Source organism: Nocardia pneumoniae NBRC 100136 (assembly GCF_000308755.1).
Lineage (GTDB): Bacteria > Actinomycetota > Actinomycetes > Mycobacteriales > Mycobacteriaceae > Nocardia > Nocardia pneumoniae.
In genome coordinates this window covers 1-17,137 of record NZ_BAGF01000081.1, presented here as the reverse complement: position 1 = coordinate 17,137, position 17,137 = coordinate 1, and the positions used below count along the sequence as shown (strand labels likewise).

General features: G+C 67.5%; 20 protein-coding genes and 1 riboswitch. Of the genes, 8 read left to right on the top strand and 12 right to left on the bottom strand.

The window, feature by feature from the left end:
* The first annotated feature begins 60 nt into the window (after positions 1–60).
* Together ON34_RS26310 and thiC are read left to right on the top strand one after the other, a co-directional pair.
* Positions 61–1,440, top strand: a complete 1,380-nt coding sequence (locus ON34_RS26310; protein ID WP_157172435.1) for a lipase family protein — start codon at positions 61–63, stop codon at positions 1,438–1,440.
* 67 nt (positions 1,441–1,507) lie between these two features.
* A riboswitch (TPP riboswitch) is annotated at positions 1,508–1,630 on the top strand.
* Positions 1,620–3,272: a phosphomethylpyrimidine synthase ThiC gene (thiC, locus tag ON34_RS26305; RefSeq protein WP_040784371.1), complete on the top strand. Its 1,653-nt coding sequence runs from the start codon at positions 1,620–1,622 to the stop codon at positions 3,270–3,272. It overlaps the preceding riboswitch by 11 nt.
* Before the next feature lie 77 nt (positions 3,273–3,349).
* On the opposite strand, the gene ON34_RS26300 is transcribed toward thiC, so the two are convergent.
* Genes ON34_RS26300 through ON34_RS26290 form a run of 3 tightly spaced genes read right to left on the bottom strand, consistent with a single transcriptional unit; the run spans position 3,350 to position 5,077 of the window.
* Entirely contained in the window at positions 3,350–4,183 is an 834-nt protein-coding gene (locus tag ON34_RS26300) for a helix-turn-helix domain-containing protein (protein WP_040784368.1), read from the bottom strand.
* Positions 4,180–4,698 (bottom strand): DUF6879 family protein, encoded by a 519-nt coding sequence (locus ON34_RS26295; protein WP_040784367.1) that lies wholly within the window; start codon positions 4,696–4,698, stop codon positions 4,180–4,182. The genes ON34_RS26300 and ON34_RS26295 overlap by 4 nt, the downstream gene beginning before the upstream one ends.
* Entirely contained in the window at positions 4,679–5,077 is a 399-nt protein-coding gene (locus tag ON34_RS26290; protein WP_245548201.1) for a hypothetical protein, read from the bottom strand. Before ON34_RS26290 ends, ON34_RS26295 begins: the two co-directional genes overlap by 20 nt.
* A gap of 330 nt (positions 5,078–5,407) precedes the next feature.
* Here ON34_RS26290 and ON34_RS36345 point away from each other — a divergent pair, with 330 nt between their 5' ends.
* On the top strand, positions 5,408–5,572 hold the full coding sequence (locus ON34_RS36345; RefSeq protein ID WP_157172434.1) for a hypothetical protein: 165 nt from the start codon (positions 5,408–5,410) through the stop codon (positions 5,570–5,572).
* 101 nt (positions 5,573–5,673) lie between these two features.
* On the opposite strand, the gene fahA is transcribed toward ON34_RS36345, so the two are convergent.
* The 6 genes from fahA to ON34_RS26260 form a co-directional block, all read right to left on the bottom strand.
* Positions 5,674–6,846, bottom strand: a complete 1,173-nt coding sequence (fahA, locus tag ON34_RS26285; RefSeq protein WP_040784526.1) for a fumarylacetoacetase — start codon at positions 6,844–6,846, stop codon at positions 5,674–5,676.
* The gene (locus ON34_RS26280; protein ID WP_040784365.1) at positions 6,843–8,039 is read right to left on the bottom strand and encodes a homogentisate 1,2-dioxygenase; all 1,197 of its coding nucleotides are present in this window, start codon (positions 8,037–8,039) and stop codon (positions 6,843–6,845) included. Before ON34_RS26280 ends, fahA begins: the two co-directional genes overlap by 4 nt.
* A 174-nt stretch (positions 8,040–8,213) precedes the next feature.
* Entirely contained in the window at positions 8,214–8,840 is a 627-nt protein-coding gene (locus ON34_RS26275; RefSeq protein ID WP_040784364.1) for a TetR/AcrR family transcriptional regulator, read from the bottom strand.
* Positions 8,841–8,914: 74 nt separating this feature from the next.
* A complete protein-coding gene (locus tag ON34_RS26270; RefSeq protein WP_040784362.1) occupies positions 8,915–9,745 on the bottom strand; it encodes an exodeoxyribonuclease III in 831 nt (276 codons plus the stop codon).
* Positions 9,746–9,780: 35 nt separating this feature from the next.
* A complete protein-coding gene (locus ON34_RS26265; protein WP_040784360.1) occupies positions 9,781–10,788 on the bottom strand; it encodes an N-acetylglutamate synthase, CG3035 family in 1,008 nt (335 codons plus the stop codon).
* Positions 10,778–11,368 carry a peptide deformylase gene (locus ON34_RS26260; RefSeq protein WP_040784358.1) on the bottom strand — a complete coding sequence of 197 codons (591 nt, stop codon included), beginning with the start codon at positions 11,366–11,368 and terminating at the stop codon, positions 10,778–10,780. The genes ON34_RS26265 and ON34_RS26260 overlap by 11 nt, the downstream gene beginning before the upstream one ends.
* A gap of 184 nt (positions 11,369–11,552) precedes the next feature.
* Between ON34_RS26260 and napA the strand changes: the two genes are divergently transcribed.
* The 5 genes from napA to ON34_RS26235 all read left to right on the top strand — a co-directional run bounded on the left by napA (position 11,553) and on the right by ON34_RS26235 (position 15,934).
* On the top strand, positions 11,553–11,906 hold the full coding sequence (napA, locus tag ON34_RS26255) for a nucleoid-associated protein NapA (RefSeq protein ID WP_040784356.1): 354 nt from the start codon (positions 11,553–11,555) through the stop codon (positions 11,904–11,906).
* A 48-nt stretch (positions 11,907–11,954) separates the two neighbouring features.
* Positions 11,955–12,503 (top strand): LytR C-terminal domain-containing protein, encoded by a 549-nt coding sequence (locus tag ON34_RS26250; RefSeq protein ID WP_040784355.1) that lies wholly within the window; start codon positions 11,955–11,957, stop codon positions 12,501–12,503.
* A 154-nt stretch (positions 12,504–12,657) separates the two neighbouring features.
* Positions 12,658–13,341 carry a superoxide dismutase[Cu-Zn] gene (gene sodC, locus ON34_RS26245; protein WP_083889803.1) on the top strand — a complete coding sequence of 228 codons (684 nt, stop codon included), beginning with the start codon at positions 12,658–12,660 and terminating at the stop codon, positions 13,339–13,341.
* An 11-nt stretch (positions 13,342–13,352) separates the two neighbouring features.
* On the top strand, positions 13,353–14,498 hold the full coding sequence (locus tag ON34_RS26240; protein ID WP_040784352.1) for a glutamate--cysteine ligase: 1,146 nt from the start codon (positions 13,353–13,355) through the stop codon (positions 14,496–14,498).
* A gap of 68 nt (positions 14,499–14,566) precedes the next feature.
* On the top strand, positions 14,567–15,934 hold the full coding sequence (locus ON34_RS26235; protein WP_040784349.1) for a phosphatase PAP2 family protein: 1,368 nt from the start codon (positions 14,567–14,569) through the stop codon (positions 15,932–15,934).
* A gap of 15 nt (positions 15,935–15,949) precedes the next feature.
* Here the strand turns inward: ON34_RS26235 and mnhG are convergent, their stop codons facing one another.
* The 3 genes from mnhG to ON34_RS26220 are packed head-to-tail and all read right to left on the bottom strand — an operon-like array spanning position 15,950 to position 17,114.
* Positions 15,950–16,285: a monovalent cation/H(+) antiporter subunit G gene (gene mnhG, locus ON34_RS26230; RefSeq protein ID WP_040784346.1), complete on the bottom strand. Its 336-nt coding sequence runs from the start codon at positions 16,283–16,285 to the stop codon at positions 15,950–15,952.
* Positions 16,282–16,542 (bottom strand): monovalent cation/H+ antiporter complex subunit F, encoded by a 261-nt coding sequence (locus ON34_RS26225; protein ID WP_040784522.1) that lies wholly within the window; start codon positions 16,540–16,542, stop codon positions 16,282–16,284. Before ON34_RS26225 ends, mnhG begins: the two co-directional genes overlap by 4 nt.
* Positions 16,539–17,114: a Na+/H+ antiporter subunit E gene (locus ON34_RS26220; RefSeq protein ID WP_051023139.1), complete on the bottom strand. Its 576-nt coding sequence runs from the start codon at positions 17,112–17,114 to the stop codon at positions 16,539–16,541. The genes ON34_RS26225 and ON34_RS26220 overlap by 4 nt, the downstream gene beginning before the upstream one ends.
* Positions 17,115–17,137: the final 23 nt, after the last annotated feature.

Sequence of the window (17,137 nt, the reverse complement as noted above, 5' to 3'; positions counted from 1 at the left end):
TGTTGGTAACTTGCCATCGTGTTGTAATCGCTGTCACGTCGATGAGGGAAGGACGTGTCGGTGATCAATGGAGATCTGACCCGCCGCGGGATGCGCGTACTGGCGACGGTGATCGTGACGGTGGTGGCGGCGGGCTGCGTTCTGCTCGCGGGAGGCGCGGTAGCTACGGCAGTGCCGCTGCCGCAAACGGATTCGTTCTATCAGCCGCCGGAGGGGTTCGCGTCCCGTGCGCCCGGCGATATTCTTCGCGCACGGGAAGTGCGGCTCGCGGTGCTCACCGTGCTGCCGCTGAACGTTCGGTCCTGGCAGTTGCTGTATCGGACCACCGACCTGTTCGGACAACCCGCCGTGGCGGTGACCACTGTGCTGTTGCCGGTGGGCGCGGATCCGAATCGGTCTCGCCCGCTGGTCTCGTTGCAGTTCTACTACGACAGTGCGAGTCCCGATTGCGCCCCGTCCTTCGTGCTGCGACAGGGCGCGGGCCTGCCGGGTGTCGAAGGCATCCACTCGCAGAGCGAATTGATCGCGGTCGCCGCGCTGCTCAGCCAGGGTTGGGCGGTCTCAATCCCGGACTACGAGGGTCCGGAGGGACACCTCGCGGTGGCAGAGGAGCCCGGCTACATGACCCTCGACGGCATTCGCGCCGCCGAACGTTTCGAGCCGTTGGGCCTGGACGGCGCGAACACACCGGTCGCGCTGTGGGGATACTCCGGCGGCGGGATGGCCTCGGGCTGGGCGGCGGAGACGCAGCCGACCTATGCCCCCGAACTGAATGTCAAGGGCATCGCGCTCGGTGCGCCGACCTCGGATGTCGTCTCCCTGCTGCACGTCAACGGCTCGATGTTCGCCAGTCTCATCGGCATCGGCATCTCGTCGTTGCGCAAGGCGTACCCCGCATTCCGCGAAGCGTCCGACCGCTACCTGACGCCGGAAGGCCGCGCGCTGATGGATCGCACTGCGGCGCAATGCCTTCCGCGTAACGCGCTGACCCAGATGTTCGTCGACTATCAGCGCATGCTGACGATTCCGATCGCGGATTTCCTCGCCGTCCCGGAGATCGCGGAGGTCTTCGACGCGACGGTGCTCGGCCGGAACATCCCGACCGCACCGATCTTCCTCTACCACGGCGTCTGGGACGAGGCGGTGCCGATCTGGACCAACGACCTTCTGGTCCAGCGATATTGCGCGGGCGGCGCGTCCGTGACCTACCAGCGCGACCACCTCAGCGAGCACCTGAGCTTGCCGTCGCTCGGCATGGCGGACACCTTCAACTGGTTGAAGGCGCGGCTGGCGCCGAGCGCACCCGACCAGGTCGGCTGCCGCACCGAGAACGTGGTGTCCATGCTCGCCGACGCCGACGCGCTGCTGTCCCAGATCGAGATCAACCTCAATGCGACGTTCGGCGCGCTCGGCTTCCCGATCGGGCCGCGGGAGCGCTGAGGAGAGGTCCATCTGTCGAATCCCCCGGCACGCGCGCGGCCCGGCCGGGTATGGTCGGGCGGGAAAATTCACCATCAACGGGGGCTCGCACCAGCGGGCTGAGAGGACGGCTAGCCGAGAGGCGTCAGGGCCGTCGACCGTATGAACCTGACCGGGTAATGCCGGCGTAGGGAGGAAGAATGGCACCCACCGCTGCGTCCGACGGCGGCTCCGCGCCTGTCGACACCGTCACCACCGGCCCCATCGAGGGCAGCGTCAAGCACTATCTCGAGGTAGACGACCTGCGCATTCCGGTGCGCCGGATCAACCTGACCAACGGTGAACACTTCGACGTCTACGACACGTCGGGGCCGTACACCGACGACACGGCGACCATCGATCTGGAAGCCGGTCTACCGAAACTGCGCGATACCTGGACCAAGCCCACGGTGGAGGGTCCGCGCACCCAGCTCTCCTGGGCGCGTCAGGGCATCGTCACGCCGGAGATGCGCTTCATCGCCGCGCGGGAAGGAGTGTCGCCGGAGCTGGTACGCGAAGAGGTGGCGGCGGGTCGCGCGGTGATCCCGGCCAACCACAAGCACCCGGAACTCGAGCCGACCATCATCGGCAAGAAGTTCCTGGTCAAGATCAACGCGAATATCGGCAACTCGGCCGTCTCGTCCTCGATCGCCGAGGAGGTGGAGAAGATGGTGTGGGCCACCCGCTGGGGCGCCGACACCATCATGGACCTGTCCACCGGCAAGAACATCCACGAGACGCGCGAATGGATTCTGCGCAACTCCCCGGTTCCGGTCGGCACCGTGCCGATCTACCAGGCGCTGGAGAAGGTGAACGGCGATCCGACCAAGCTGACCTGGGAGATCTACCGCGACACCGTGCTCGAGCAGTGCGAGCAGGGCGTGGACTACATGACCGTGCACGCGGGCGTGCTGCTGCGTTACGTGCCGCTGACCGCCAAGCGCGTCACCGGCATCGTCTCGCGCGGCGGGTCGATCATGGCCGCGTGGTGCCTCGCGCATCATCAGGAATCGTTCCTGTACACGCACTTCGAGGAGCTCTGCGAGATCCTCGCGCGCTACGACGTCACCTTCTCCCTCGGTGACGGCCTGCGACCCGGCTCCATCGCCGACGCCAACGACGAGGCGCAGTTCGCCGAGCTGCGCACCCTCGGCGAACTGACCAAGATCGCGAAATCGCATGGCGTCCAGGTGATGATCGAAGGCCCCGGCCACGTGCCGATGCACAAGATCGTGGAGAACGTGCGGCTCGAAGAAGAGCTGTGCGAGGAAGCGCCGTTCTACACCCTCGGCCCGCTCGCCACCGACATCGCGCCCGCCTACGACCACATCACCTCGGCCATCGGCGCCGCGATCATCGCCCAGGCGGGCACCGCCATGCTCTGCTACGTCACCCCGAAGGAGCACCTCGGCCTGCCCAACCGCGACGACGTGAAGGTGGGCGTGATCACCTACAAGATCGCCGCACACGCCGCCGACCTGGCCAAGGGGCATCCGCGCGCGCAGGAGCGGGACGACGCACTGTCCAAGGCGCGCTTCGAGTTCCGCTGGCGCGACCAGTTCGCGCTCTCGCTGGACCCGGACACCGCCCGCGAATACCACGACGAGACCCTGCCCGCCGAACCCGCCAAAACCGCGCACTTCTGCTCCATGTGCGGCCCGAAGTTCTGCTCCATGCGGATCTCCGCCGACGTCCGCGAATACGCCGCCAAGCAGGGCCTGACCGAAACCGAGGCGCTGAAGGCGGGCATGGCGGAGAAGTCCGCCGAGTTCGCCAGCAGCGGCAACGCGGTCTACCTGCCGGTCGTGTCGTAACGGTCGCCCGCCGCCCGCCGCACCCCGGCGGGCGGCGGCGTCACCGACGCCGGGCATCGGCCACCGAGCCGATCAGATCAGTCGCGCAACTCGTCCATAGCCGCGGCGATCATCGCCCGCGCATCCTGTCCGTGGATGGCTTGGTCCTTAAGTCGATGGAATGCTTTCTCGTACACGGCTATCTCGCTGGGCTGGGTGATCGTCAGCTCGGCGGAGATGGTTTCGACCTGCACCATGCGGCTGTCGAACATGACGAAGTTGTTCATCACTGGGGTCTGATAGTCGGCCTTCGTCGGCAGGATGCCCAGCACGACGCGAGGCAGAGACATGGCCGTAAGCAAACGGTCCAGTTGTTCGAGCATCACGTCCACGGTGCCCACGGGTGTGCGGAGCACCTGTTCGGCGATGATGAAGTAGAAACGGTGATTGCCTCGATAGAGGACTTGCTGACGTTCGAGACGTGCCGCAAGGCCGGGCTCGAGGTCTCCGGGCGGGTCCTCGTAGAAGTCGAGCACCATCCGGAGAATCGCCTCGGCGTAGGGCGGGGTCTGCAACAGTCCGGGTACGACGACGGGCTCGTACCAGCGCATGAGGTTGGTTTTGGCCTCGGTCGCGATCGACTGTTTTTGCCTGTGCGGCAGGCGCATTCGCTTCTGCTCGAGGTATGCGGTCTCGACGTTGCGCAAGTTGGCGATGAGGTCGGGTATCTGATCTGCGGAGCGGGTGTGGAGGCACCACGTGCGGAGATCTTCGTCGGTTGGCGTTTGCTTGCCGTATTCGATCTTCGAGACCTTGGAACTGTGCCAACCGGCAAGCTCAGCGAGTTGCCTGCCGGTCAGTCCTGCATCTTTGCGGAGGTTGCGCAGGCGCTCACCGAACGCCTCGCGGGCCTCTTTCGCGGTTGTGGTCACGCCTTGATGTACTCGGCGTGGGGTAGGGCCTTGTTCCACACCCGGTTCCACACCGCCTGGCAATGCCCGACGATTACCGGGTCTTCTGTGAACGCACCGCCCATGAACTGGCCTGATGGCTCGAAGACGGTGAACGCTACGAGGTTGTCATCGAACAGCCAAAAGTCGTCCGTGGTCAGCTCGGATGGGTCGATCAGGTGTCGAGCCAGGTAGCGGATTTCCTCCCCCGCAGCGATGTTCTGATGGGCGACGACGAGTGACCACCGGGTGTAGTCGGTGTGGGGCTCGGTGACGACGCGGGCACGGCGCATCTGCTTGCCGCTCGATGTGATCGCGTGTACGTCATCCGCCCAGGTCTTGAACCACTCGTAATCGTCGGGCTCTCCGGCCAAGAACTTGCGGAACGGTTCGTCTTCTTCGGGCGTCGAGTAAGTATCGAGTACTTCGAGGTGATACGCCGTCCGCCTGAACGTATGGAAGAACTCGTCGAACGCTTCACCTTGTAAGAGCTGCATCCCGCCTGATCTCCTGTCCTACTGGAACCTCGATGCAGGTTTCGTGGTCCGGTATATCCATCTGCGTCAACGCTTCCGGGTCGGTCACTGCCTCGCCGGACAGCAAGAACGTTCCGTGGCCTGTGTCCTGAAGCAGCACGCCCAGACACGTCCCCGGCTCGAGGAACGCGAGCAGCGGGTGTGGAATCTCGATCATGTCGGCTCGACCTGGTACCCGCCAACCTTGCACGACGTAAGTACCGCGATCGGTGAGGTACAGGGTCGGGCAACCGTTCTTGTTCGTGTTCTTGCCGAGGAACCGTAACTTCATGAGTTCTGTCCTTCGTGAGGAGTTGCGCGCATTTTCTTGCGCATAACGATCGTCGGTGACCGGGGTCAACCGGTCAACGAAAATCGCCTCCTATCGCAAACTGTAGCAAACATGTTCATGTCTTCTCGGCCAGGTTCTTAGGTTCTTGTGCAATGGGCCGGGGTGAGCTGTCGATGTCGTTCACCCGGCCCCAGAGCCAATCCGTTCGCCGAAAGGGCGTGGCGTGCAACTAGATCAGTGCCACGTGCGCATCGTGTTCGGGCCTCTTGTGTTCGACTACTGCGCAGCGAGGCAAGCAGCGATTCTGTACGCCAAGAACATCGGTGCTTGGCTCGGTGTTCCCGTACTGATAGACGATGAAGTCCGCGAGGGCATGCCACCGCTGCCTTGCGAGTCGCTATGGTTGTGATTGTCTTCGCGCTGGGCGTGGTTGTGTCGTTCGTGCTCGGATACGTGCTGGGTCGCCATCGTTCCGCACCGCGCATACTGGGGCGGCACAGTGTTGAGTACTTCGCGACGGCCGCTGAGACGACGCTGGAACTGCCGCAGATGTATCGACACTGACAACTGGCCACTATTTGTGCGGAGGTCACCGAGAACGCGTCAGCGGGCGGCGGAGCCAGTGGCTAGGATCTCAGCGAGTTGGACGAACAGCTCCGGTGTCGTCAGCGCGGACGCGCAGGGACGATTCGGCCAGTGACCTCGCCCAATCCGATCCGTGCCGCGTGCGGCCCGGGAGCTGATGCGGTGATGGTGACCTCGTCGCCGTCTTCCAAGAAGGTGCGTTTCTGGTCGTTGACCAGGATCGGTTCGGTTCCGCCCCAGGATAATTCGATGAAAGAGCCGCGTTGGTTGGGGGCGGGGCCGGAGATGGTGCCGGAGGCGTAGAGGTCGCCGGGGCGGGTGGAGGCGCCGTTCGCGGTGAGGTGGGCCAGCATTTGCGCTGGTGACCAGTACATTCGGGAGTAGGGCGGATAGGTGACCGGTTGGCCGTTCCATGTCACGGTGAGATCGATGTCCAGGCCCCAGTCTTGCGTTCCGCGCAGGTAGGGCAGTGGTGCGGGTGATTGCTCGGGTAGCGGTATCCGTGCGGACTCCAGGGCGGCCAGGGGGGTGATCCACGGGGAGATCGAGGTCGCGAAGGACTTGCCGAGGAACGGGCCGAGTGGCTGGTACTCCCACGCCTGGATGTCGCGGGCGGACCAGTCGTTGACCAGCGTGACGCCGAAGACGCGGTCGGGGAACTGGTCGATCTCCACCGGTGCGCCGAGGTCCGAGCCGAGGCCGATCACGAACCCGAGCTCCGCTTCGATGTCCAAGCGGCGGGAAGGGCCGAAATCCGGTGCGCCCGAATCGGTTCCGCGCTGACCGCACGGCCGAGTCACCTCGGTGCCGGAGACCACCACGGTGCCCGCTCTGCCGTGGTAGCCGACCGGCAGGTGACGCCAATTGGGCAGCAGCGGATCGGCGTCCGGCCGGAACAGGCGGCCGAGGTTCGTCGCGTGATCGATGCTCGCGTAGAAATCCACGTAGTCGCCGATCCGAACCGGCAGTCGCAGCGCCACGTCGGCAACGGGATGCACTGTCGCGTCATCTATCTCGCGATCTACGAGCTCTCGGATTTGTTCGCGTACTTCGCGCCAGCGTGCAGGCCCCTGCTCCAGGAAACCATTCAGATCCGGACCGGCGAACACCGAATCCTCGAGGGCGGCAGCCAGGTCGATGACATTGTCCCCGTATCGCACACCGACCCGGAAGTCCTGCCCGGACGGAGCGAACACGCCATAGGGCAGATTGTCGGGGCCGAAAAGGGATTCGGCGGGTACCTCGACCCTCACGCGGGCCCCCGCCCGGACCAGGTCCACGCGTAGGTCGGATCCTCGCAGGCCAGCGCGCCTTCGCCGAGTTCCAGCGGCCGGAAGGTGTCCACCATGACGGCCAGCTCGTCGAAGAACTCGATGCCTATGCTGTTCTCGTAGGCGCCGGGCTGCGGTCCGTGGGCGTAGCCGCCGGGGTGCACCGATACCGAGCCCTGCGTGATCCCGGACCCCTTGCGCGCTTCGTAATTCCCGCCGCAGTAGAACATGATCTCGTCGGAGTCGACGTTGGAGTGGTAGTACGGCACCGGAATCGAGAGCGGGTGGTAGTCGACCTTGCGCGGGACGAAATTGCAGACGACGAAGTTGCCGCCTTCGAAAGCCTGGTGGACCGGCGGCGGCTGATGGATGCGCCCGGTGATCGGTTCGAAGTCGGCGATGTTGAAGGTGAACGGGTACAGGCAGCCGTCCCAGCCGACGACGTCGAACGGGTGGGTGGCGTAGACCATGCGCGTGCCGACGACCTGCCCGCCGGGCCGGTGCTTGACCAGCACCTCCACGTCCGTGCCGGTCGCGGTTATCGTCTCGGTGGGTCCGTGCAGATCGCGTTCGCAGTACGGGGCGTGCTCGAGCAGCTGGCCGAACTTGGACAGATAGCGCTTGGGTGGCGTGATGTGGCCGGTCGCCTCGATGACATATGCGCGTAACGGTTCCGGTCCGGTGGGGCGCCAGCGATGGGTCGTGGCCCGTGGGATGAGCACCTGATCGCCCTGGCGCGCGGACAGCGGACCGAACACGGTCTCGACCATCGCGGCACCCGACTCCACGTACACCAGCTCGTCGCCGATGGCGTTGCGGTACAGCGGCGATCCGCCCTTGGCGGCCACGTACGAGATGCGCACGTCCGCGTTGGCCAGCAGCAGCCGCCGCCCGGTGACCGGATCGGTCTCGGCCGGGGTGTCGCCGGGAAACAGCGCGTGCAGTCGCAAATGCCGGTGGCGCAGTGGATGGTTCGGCTTCGTGGTCTGGTCCGGAAGCTGCCACACCGTCGAATCGACGAGCGCGGGCGGAAGGCCGCGGTGATACAGCAGCGAGGAGTCGCCGGAGAAGCCCTCCTCGCCCATCAGCTCCTCGTAGTAGAGCCGGCCCTGCTCGTCGCGATGCTGGGTGTGCCGCTTCGGCGGTACCGCACCCACATGCCGATAGAACGCCATGACCGTCCCTCCGCCAGCCGGTGGTCGGATAGTTGATCACCATCGTAGTGATCGGGGCTGGTAGGCGGAGCGGAAACGCGACCCGGCCGCACCAATTTTGCCGGATATCCGCCCGTCGACATGTTGAATTGTCGAGCGGTGCCCGCCTTCGTCGAAGAAATGTCGGCCAGCTGGTCAGGCGTTCCGCAGTGCCCGGTAGACCGCGGCGCCGACGAACTCGCCGAGGTCCTCCGGCGTCCAGCCGTCCTGGTCCGCGAGCAGTGCGCGCACGGCCGCTTCACCCGCGGACACCCACTGCTCCACCAGCACCGGCAGCTTGCGCTCGGCGTCCTCGGTGCCCCAGGCGCGCAGAGTGGGACGCAACAACTCGGCGCAGCGCTCGACGACGAGCGCGCGGCCGCGCCCGAACGACTTGGCCACGGCGGGATCGGGATTGCCGTACACCAGCCGCCAGGCGTCGGGTCGCTCCGCGGCTTTCGTCAACAGTCGGCGGAATCCCGCGACGAAGACGGTCTCGTCGGCGTCCACGTCGTACGGCGTCACCACCTCGAGCACGCCGTTGACCAGGTAGCCCTCCTCCCGCTGGATCAGCGCCTCGATCAGCTCGACCCGATCGGCGAAGCAGGCGTACACCACCGGCCTGGTCACGTTCATGCGCTCCGCGATGGCGGCCATGGTGACCGCGGCGATGCCGTGCTCCACGGCGATGGCGAGCGCGGTGTCGAGCACCTGCGGGCGGCGCCGTTGCGGGCCCAGATGCTCCGCCCGCTGCCGCTGCCTGGCGGCCGGGTCGCCGCCCATGCCGCGCGACCTGGGAGTTCCGGTCGCCCGATTCCCGGTGGTCCGGCGCGGGAAGGGCGGTTGCGACGGCCGGGTCACGCGCGCTGCGGGTGGTCGGTGAATTCGGCGATCACCGGAGCGTGATCGCTGGCGCCCTTGCCCTTTCGCGCCTCCCGGTCGACCATCGCGTCGGTCACGGTGGCGGCCAGCGCCGGGGACGCGAGGATGAAATCGATGCGCATCCCCTCTTTGCGCGGGAAACGCAGCTGGGTGTAGTCCCAGTAGGTGTAGACGCCGGGGCCGGGCGCGAACGGACGCATGACGTCCGCGTACCCGGCGTCGACGACGGCGTGGAAGGCGTCGCGTTCCGGCTGGGAGGTGTGCGTCTTGTCGGCGAAGTACTCCACGGACCACACATCGTCGTCGGTCGGGGCGATGTTCCAGTCGCCCATCAGCGCGATCCTCGCCTGCGGGTCCTCGGCCAGCCAGCGCGCGCCGTTGTCGCGCAGCGCGGCAAGCCATTCCAGCTTGTAGGCGTAGTGCGGATCGTGCGGCGTGCGGCCGTTGGGCACGTATAGACTCCAGACCCGCACACCGCCGCAGGTGGCTCCGATCGCGCGCGACTCGACCACCGGCGCGCTGATCAGTGCGTCGCCCGCGTCCCGGTCGAAACCCGGCTGGTTCGGGAAGGCGAGCTCGACGTCGGTGAGGCCGACCCGGGAGACGATCGCCACTCCGTTCCACTGGTTGATGCCCAGATGGGCCGCCTCGTAGCCGAGCTCCTCGAAGCGCTCGAACGGGAACTGGTCGTCCCGGCACTTGGTTTCCTGGATGGCCAGCACGTCGATGTCCTGGCGATCCAGCCAGTCCGCGACGCGATCGAGCCGGGAGCGGATCGAGTTGACGTTCCAGGTGGCGAGACGCACAAAGGCCTTCCTTCGCGAGTGGTGACAGGTCCGTTTTACCGCAGGCCGCCGGGTTCGGCGAGAGGCGCGGGCGCGGCGTATCGGTAGGCGTGGTGCTCGACGAAGCCCAGTTCGCGGTACATCGCCCTTGCGGCCGCGTTGGTGGCCTCCACCTGCAGATACGCGTGGGTCGCGCCGCGGTCGCTGCCCCAGCGCAGCAGCTCGGCGCAGACCAGCGAGCCCAGCCCGTGCCTGCGGTGGGCGGCGGCCACCGCCACACAGGTGAGGCCGACCCAGCGCCGTCCGTCCGGCGCGGTGGTGAGCGCGCCGCGGCCGATCGCGAGCGGACGCGGGAGTCCGAGTGAGGCGAAGCCGAGTTCGCCCTCGTGGACCGCGGTCAGCACCTCGCGAACCGGTATGGGGGACGAAAGCTCTTGCGCGGTAAGGTCTTCGCCGCTGTAGCGGTGCATCGACAGCCAGTCGTCATTCGGTTCCGGCGCGATGCGCACCATCGGAGGCCCCTGCGGCAGAATGAAATTGCCGATATCGATGGCCAGCATGAGCGTCTCTCGCCAGCTGTGCCAGCCGGGCGGCACCGGCGCGAGCCGATCGGGCAGCGCGAGTTGCAGCGGCAAGCCGCGCGCGGTGTACCACTCGCCGAGCCGGTGCAGCGTATCCGCGGACACTACGGCCGGTCCGCCGGAACTTCCCAGCGGCACAGCGGAATTCGCGCGGCCGGTGTAGCCGTGCCCGGCGCGCGCCAGCCAGCCGTCGATCCAGGCGTGCTCGGTGCCAGGCCAGGCGTAGGCGGCCGCGGCTTCCAGTGCGCGGATCTCCTTGGTGCGAATCGGCCTCGGTCCGATGGCTTTCAGCGCGACCACCCGGTCCGGCGCCACGGAGACGACCTGGCCGTCGGCGCCCCGCACGGTCGGCGGGTCCAGCGAGACGAGCTCGCCGATCACATCGGTGAGCGGTTGCGGATAGCCCGCGGGCAGCTGATAGCGCAGCACCACGCGGCGGCCGAGCGGGATATCGGGCAGGCCGGCGCCGGGGTCAGTCGTCATGCCCGAACGGGTCGGGGTCGGTGCCGGGCAGCCAGCTCAAACCCGGTGTGCCCCAACCGTTGCGCTTGATCGCCTTCTTCGCCGCCCGCGCGTTGCGGCCGATCAGCACGTCCACATAGAGAAAACCATCGAGATGGCCGACCTCGTGCTGGAGCATGCGGGCGAAGAATCCCTTGCCCTCCACCTCAACCGGGTTGCCGTGCTCGTCGGTGCCGGTCACCTTGGCCCATTCGGCGCGGCCGGTGGGGAACTGCTCGCCGGGCACCGACAGACAGCCCTCTTCGTCGTCGTCCGGGTCGGGCATGGTCTCGGGAATCTCCGAGGTCTCCAGCACCGGATTGATCACCGCTCCGCGGCGGCGGGTCGTGGTGCCGTCCGCGCCGAGATCCGGGCAGTCGTAGACGAACAGGCGCAGCCCGACGCCGACCTGGTTGGCCGCGAGTCCGACGCCGTGCGCCGCGTCCAGCGTGTCGTACATGTCCGCGATGAGCGGAGCCAATTCCTCCGGCGATTGGGTGACCCGCTCGGTCGGATTGTGCAGAACCGGGTCGCCGACGATCACGATCGGGAGGATTGCCATGGGCCAATTATTGCCGCGGGTTCCTCCGCGCGGCGCCTCGGGTGCCGCAACCGCGACGCGCCTGCTACCGGCAGGTAGCGAACACGCCGCGCCGTGGCCCGGGCGTTTCCCGGCGCGCGTGGTTGAATGATCCGCGACGTACAAGCACCATTTTCGTCTGGTGGCAACTCGGCGAGGGAGCGAGATGGACGGCGCAGCGGCACGGAATCTTTCCGAGATCCAGGACGGCCCTTCCGCGAGCGGCGAGGTCCCGGCGGAATCGGCGCATGCCGACCACGGCGACGGCCACGGTCTGAGCCGGCGCGAACTGGACATCCTCGCCTTCGAGCGGCAGTGGTGGAAGTACGCGGGGGCGAAGGAAGAGGCGATCCGCGAGCTGTTCGGCATGTCGCCGACCCGGTACTACCAGGTGCTCAATGCCCTCGTCGACCGGAACGAGGCGCTGGCCGCGGATCCGATGCTGGTCAAGCGGCTGCGCAGGCTGCGAGCGAGCAGGCAGAAGGCGCGGGCGGCGCGGCGACTCGGTTTCCAGGTCTGACCCGGCGATGCGGGCCTGGACCCACCTCGTGCGACTAGGCTCGCGGGGGTGAGCTACCCGAATCCCACCTCCGGTGGGCCACCGTTGCGCGCCCTGGCGATGGTGCTGATCGCGTTGGCCATCGTCTTCGCAGGTCTCGGCGCGATGTCGCTGTCGAATTCCGACGCCGACACCGATGCTTCGGGACCGAGTCAGCCGGAGACCTCCACCGCGAGCGCGGCGCCTCAGGTCCCGGCGGGCACCACGGCGCCCAAGGCGGCCGCTTCCTCCACCGTCGCGGCGACCAGCACGTCCGCGGCGGCGACCAGCAGCGCGGGGGCCCGTTCGGTGCCGGTGCGAGTGCTCAACAACAGCATGGTGGCCGGGCTCGCGGCCAAGACGGCCAACCAGCTCTCGTCGAACGGGTGGACGATCGCGGAAACCGGGAACTATCCGGGGTCGAATATCCCGAAAACCACCGTTTATTACGGGAACTCGCCCGGTGACAAGGAGGCGGCCCAGGCGATCGCCGACGAGCTCGACGCGGCCGTGGCGCCGAAATCGAGCGCGATCGGGGATTCGGCGCCGGGTGTAACCGTGATCGTCACGGGTAACTGACGGGTGTAGCCGCCGTTCGCGTGCATCGGACGGGAAAGTAGACGGGCGGCCCGGTCGGGGGCGCGAAACGGCGGGCGTGGCATCATTCTGTCCGGTAACGAACGTGTCCACCCAGCTTTACTCGTAAACTCGGTACTCGTAAAGGAGTTCCCCGATGGCCCCGTCCACTACTCGACGCCCGTCCTGGCGGACTGCGACCCCGCTGCTCGCGGTCGCGGTCTTCGGCCTCGCCGCCTGCACGAACAGCCAGGAGTCGAGTGACGTCAAGGGCACCACGCCGCCGGTGTGGACCGGTTCTCCCGCTCCGGCGGGCCAGCAGACCACCGAGCACGGCACGCCGCACACCGATCCCGGAGTGAACGTGGAGCTGAAAGACCCGTCGGGGGCCTCGGTCGGTACCGCGAACTTCGCCAAGGACGGCAGTCATCTCCAGGTCACCGTGGAGGCGCACGGGCTGCGTCCCGGCTTCCACGGCCTGCACGTGCACCAGGTGGGCAAGTGCGAGGCGAACTCGGTCGCCCCGACCGGCGGCCCGGCGGGTGACTTCCTCTCGGCCGGTGGCCATCTGCAGGTCGGCAGCGCCAACGCGCACCCGGCCAGCGGTGACCTGACCTCGCTCGAGGTGCGTTCCGACGGCTCCGCGAAGCTGGTCACCACCACAGACTCGGTCACGTTGGACGAGCTGAAGGGCAAGGCCCTGATCATCCACGCTGACGCCGACAACTTCGGCAACATCCCCAATCGCTATGTCCGCGCCGACGGCGTCGCGGGCCCGGATGAGACGACACTGGCGACCGGCGATGCTGGCGGTCGTGTCGCCTGTGGCGTCATTCAGTAGAACGGTGTCATATGGCCGGGGCAGGAATCGAACACGTTCCCTTCGGTGGCTCGCCCCGGCCCACCATCGGGGTCGAATGGGAGATCGCCTTGGTCGACAAGGTGACCCGCGACCTGTCGAATACCGCGGCGGCAGTCTTCGACGCGGTCGGTGATCTGCGCGCCCACGACGGCACCCCGCAGGTGACCAAGGAACTGCTGCGCAACACCGTGGAGATCGTCACGGGCGTGCACGACACGGTGGGCGCGGCGGTGGAGGACCTGACCGGCACCATGGACACCGTGCGGCGCGCGGCCGACCCGCTCGGCGTCGACCTGTTCTGCGCGGGTACCCATCCCTTCGCCCAGTGGTCGGCGCAGCAGCTGACCCGCTCGGAGCACTACGACGAGCTGATCGAGCGCACCCAGTGGTGGGGCCGCCAGATGATGATCTGGGGCGTGCACGTGCACGTCGGAGTGTCCCACCGCGACAAGGTCTTTCCGATCCTGAACTCGCTGCTGCTGTCCTACCCGCATCTGCTCGCGCTGTCGGCGTCCTCGCCGATGTGGTCCGGTGCGGACACCGGCTACGCCAGCAACCGGACGCTGATGTTCCAGCAATTGCCGACCGCGGGCCTGCCGTTCCAGTTCGAAAACTGGACGCAATTCGAGCATTTCGTGCACGACCAGCTCAAGACCGGGGTGTTCACGCAGCTCGGCGGCATGCACTGGGATATTCGCCCGGCGCCGAAGTGGGGCACGATCGAGGTGCGGGTGTGCGATGGGATCTCCACGCGCGCCGAACTGGCCGCGATGGCCGCGCTCATCCACTGCCTGATCGTCGACCTGGATCGCCGCGTCGTGGAGGGCGAGACCATGCCCACCCTTCCACCGTGGCATGTGCAGGAGAACAAGTGGCGGGCCGCCCGCTACGGGCTGGACGCGATCGTCATCACCGACGCCGACAGCAACGAGCGGCTGGTCACCGACGACCTCGACGACCTGCTGAACCGGCTGGAGCCGACGGCGGCGCGGATCGGCTGTGCCGACGAACTCGCGCTGGTCGCCGAGATCCCGAAGCGGGGCGCCTCGTATCAGCGGCAGCGCCGGGTTGCCGCGGCGTCGCAGGGCGATTTGGTCGCGGTGGTGGACGCGCTGGTCAAGGAGCTGAACCAGTAGGGAACCGGCGCGGGTGCGTCGGTTGCTGTTCAGCTGGCCAGGGGGATGCCGTTCACCCCCTGTTTACTATGGTCGTCGTGCTTGTCGAAAACCCGGGTGCCAGAGTAGGAAGCGCGGTAGTGCGCAGTCGCGAGCCGCGCACTCGGTCCTGGGTCGTGGCTGCCGTGGCCGCGGTGCCCGCCGTGCTGATCGCGTTGCAGATCGTCGCCATCGGACAGGGTTTCGAAGGGCCGCTGGACAGCCTCTGGCGGGACTATGTCGGCACGCCCAAGTCCATGTCGGTTCCGTGGGCGGGGCTGATCCTTGCGCTGGTGGGTGTTTCGGTCCGGCGCAGACTGGTCGCGGTCGGTGCCGCGGTTGCCATCGATGTGGTGTGGGCCGGAGTTCGTTTGCTGGCCGGGGAACCGTTCGCGATCGGCAACGGCCCGGTGATCGTGCTCACCGCGTTGGCGCTGCTGGCCTGGCTGCGCTGGACGGGCGCCGAACGGCGCGACGCACTGCACGCGGCCGCGCTCGGCGCGCTGCTCATCCTGGCCACCAAAGTCGGCGACGTGTGGCTGCACATCACCGTCATCGCAAGGCCGACAGTGCTCGACGAGTACGTGATCCTGGCCGACCACGCGCTGGGCGATCCGTCCTGGGTACTCGGCCGCGCGATCGACGCGCTCGGGCCGGTGGTCTACGGGGTGCTGCACTGGGTCTACATCGAGCTGCCCGTGGCGGCGATCGTGGTGGCCGTGTGGCAGTTGCGCGGGGTGGTGTCGTCGGGACGCTGGCCGTCGCACTACCTGGTGCGCACATTTCTCGTGCTCGGGTTGATCGGCCCGCTGGTGTACGTGCTGTTCCCGGTTGTGGGGCCGATGTTCGCGTATGGACCGGACGGCGACGGGTTGCAGTTGGGCAACTATTGGCCGGGCGTCGTGCCGCCGATCGACCGGAATCCGATGCCGCTGCCGTTCGACGCCGCGATCCCGCGCAACTGCATGCCGTCCATGCATACGGCCTGGGCGCTGTCGGTCTTCCTGCACACCCGCCGCGACATCGACGGCACGCTCGCGCCCCGCTGGCTGCGGTGGGGTGGCGCGTTCTGGCTGCTGGCCACCCTGGCGGCCACCCTCGGCTTCGGCTACCACTACGGCGTGGACCTGGTGGCGGGTGCGGTGCTGTGCCTCACGGTCGAGTCCACGCTGCGCGAGCCGGAACGCGGCTGGGGATGGTTCCGGATCCGGCTGGTCGCCGCCGGTGCGGCGGTGCTGGCCGCGCTGCTGCTGTCCTACCGGTATCTCGCCGTGCCGATGGCCGAGTACCCGGTGCTCGCCGGCACGGTCCTGCTCGGGCTGCTGGCCGGGCTGGCCTCCGGGTTCCACGCGACCTGGTTCGCGAGCGTGCGGGCACCGCGGCCGGAGCCGCGGGAGGTGGAGCACGCCGCGCGCTGAGCGCGGGTTACCCGGCTAGTCGACGTCGTCGTCGCGCATCTCGTTGACGCGCAGCAGCCCGTCGCGGTGGCGCTGCTCGCGGTAGGCGGTGCGGCCGATGAGGTGGGCGATCACCGGTGCGGTGAGCAGCGTGAACAGCCCGACCAGCGCCAGCGCCCACACGTCGCCGTGTCCGCGCAGTTGGATCGCGGCGCCCGCCAGCACCAGGATCAGCCCGATCACCTGGGGTTTGGTCGCGGCGTGCATCCGGGTCAGGGTGTCCGGGAAGCGCACGAGTCCGATCGCGGCGGTGAGCGCGAGCGTCGAGCCGAACAGGATCAGGAAGCCCGCGAGCGCGTGCCAGAGGTTCATGTGTCGTCCCGCACCCGGAAACGGGACACCGCCGCCGAGCCGAGGAACCCCACCAGCGCCAGCGCGACGATCGCCGGGATCGGCGCGGTATCGGCGCTGTAGGCCGCCCACACGGCCAGCCCGGAGGCGGCGATGGCCATCAGCGAGTCGACGCCGACGACTCGGTCCAGCGTGCTCGGGCCGACCACGACGCGATAGGTGGTCAACAGGGCGGCGGCGGTCAGCAAGACGGCGGCGAGAATGGCGACGATCGTCATGGGGTCACCTCCGGTGGCGAGGTCGGTCGGGCGAACGGCCATCCGGTCGGGCGCTCCAACCCTTCGATCAGCAGTCGTTCCAGCCGCCGGGTGGTCCGATAGAACTTGTCCACGGCGGCGTCGCTGCCGACGTCGAGGACGTGGACATAGACCACACAGCGCCTGCGGTCGATCTCCAGCACCATGGTGCCGGGAATCAGGTTGAGCAGATCGGCCCACAAGACGAGCACCAGATCCGACCCCGTGCCGGAGTACACCCGCAGCACCCCGGACACCGGCGTCGGAGCCGGGCGGATCGCGAACCAGGCGACCTGGAGACTCGACTCCACCGCGTAATACACGCTGGCCAGGATCAATTCGATGAGCGGAAGCAGGCTCAGCCGTCCGGTCACCGGCACGCGCGGCAGCGGCAGCGCCACCATGATCAGTGCCCCGACCACCAGCCCGCCCAGCAGGTTGGCCACGCTGAGATCGCCCCACAGCGCGATCCAGACGAGGGCGAGCCAGCCCAGAATGGCGATCCGCACCACCGTGTCGCGCCGTGTGCCGCGCGTGGCCTGCTCGTCGGTCATCGCAACGCTCCAGGGTCGTCCGG

Excerpts from the sequence above, each read along its gene's own strand:
- mnhG (WP_040784346.1), bottom strand. The coding sequence starts at position 16,285 with ATGAACCTCTGGCACGCGCTCGCGGGCTTCCTGATCCTGTTCGGCTCG.
- thiC (WP_040784371.1), top strand. The coding sequence starts at position 1,620 with ATGGCACCCACCGCTGCGTCCGACGGCGGCTCCGCGCCTGTCGACACC.
- ON34_RS26295 (WP_040784367.1), bottom strand. The coding sequence starts at position 4,698 with ATGCAGCTCTTACAAGGTGAAGCGTTCGACGAGTTCTTCCATACGTTC.
- napA (WP_040784356.1), top strand. The coding sequence starts at position 11,553 with ATGGACGGCGCAGCGGCACGGAATCTTTCCGAGATCCAGGACGGCCCT.
- ON34_RS26235 (WP_040784349.1), top strand. The coding sequence starts at position 14,567 with ATGGTCGTCGTGCTTGTCGAAAACCCGGGTGCCAGAGTAGGAAGCGCG.
- ON34_RS26260 (WP_040784358.1), bottom strand. The coding sequence starts at position 11,368 with ATGGCAATCCTCCCGATCGTGATCGTCGGCGACCCGGTTCTGCACAAT.
- sodC (WP_083889803.1), top strand. The coding sequence starts at position 12,658 with ATGGCCCCGTCCACTACTCGACGCCCGTCCTGGCGGACTGCGACCCCG.
- ON34_RS26225 (WP_040784522.1), bottom strand. The coding sequence starts at position 16,542 with ATGACGATCGTCGCCATTCTCGCCGCCGTCTTGCTGACCGCCGCCGCC.
- ON34_RS26240 (WP_040784352.1), top strand. The coding sequence starts at position 13,353 with ATGGCCGGGGCAGGAATCGAACACGTTCCCTTCGGTGGCTCGCCCCGG.
- ON34_RS26220 (WP_051023139.1), bottom strand. The coding sequence starts at position 17,114 with ATGACCGACGAGCAGGCCACGCGCGGCACACGGCGCGACACGGTGGTG.
- ON34_RS26275 (WP_040784364.1), bottom strand. The coding sequence starts at position 8,840 with ATGGGCGGCGACCCGGCCGCCAGGCAGCGGCAGCGGGCGGAGCATCTG.
- ON34_RS26280 (WP_040784365.1), bottom strand. The coding sequence starts at position 8,039 with ATGGCGTTCTATCGGCATGTGGGTGCGGTACCGCCGAAGCGGCACACC.
- ON34_RS36345 (WP_157172434.1), top strand. The coding sequence starts at position 5,408 with ATGGTTGTGATTGTCTTCGCGCTGGGCGTGGTTGTGTCGTTCGTGCTC.
- ON34_RS26265 (WP_040784360.1), bottom strand. The coding sequence starts at position 10,788 with ATGACGACTGACCCCGGCGCCGGCCTGCCCGATATCCCGCTCGGCCGC.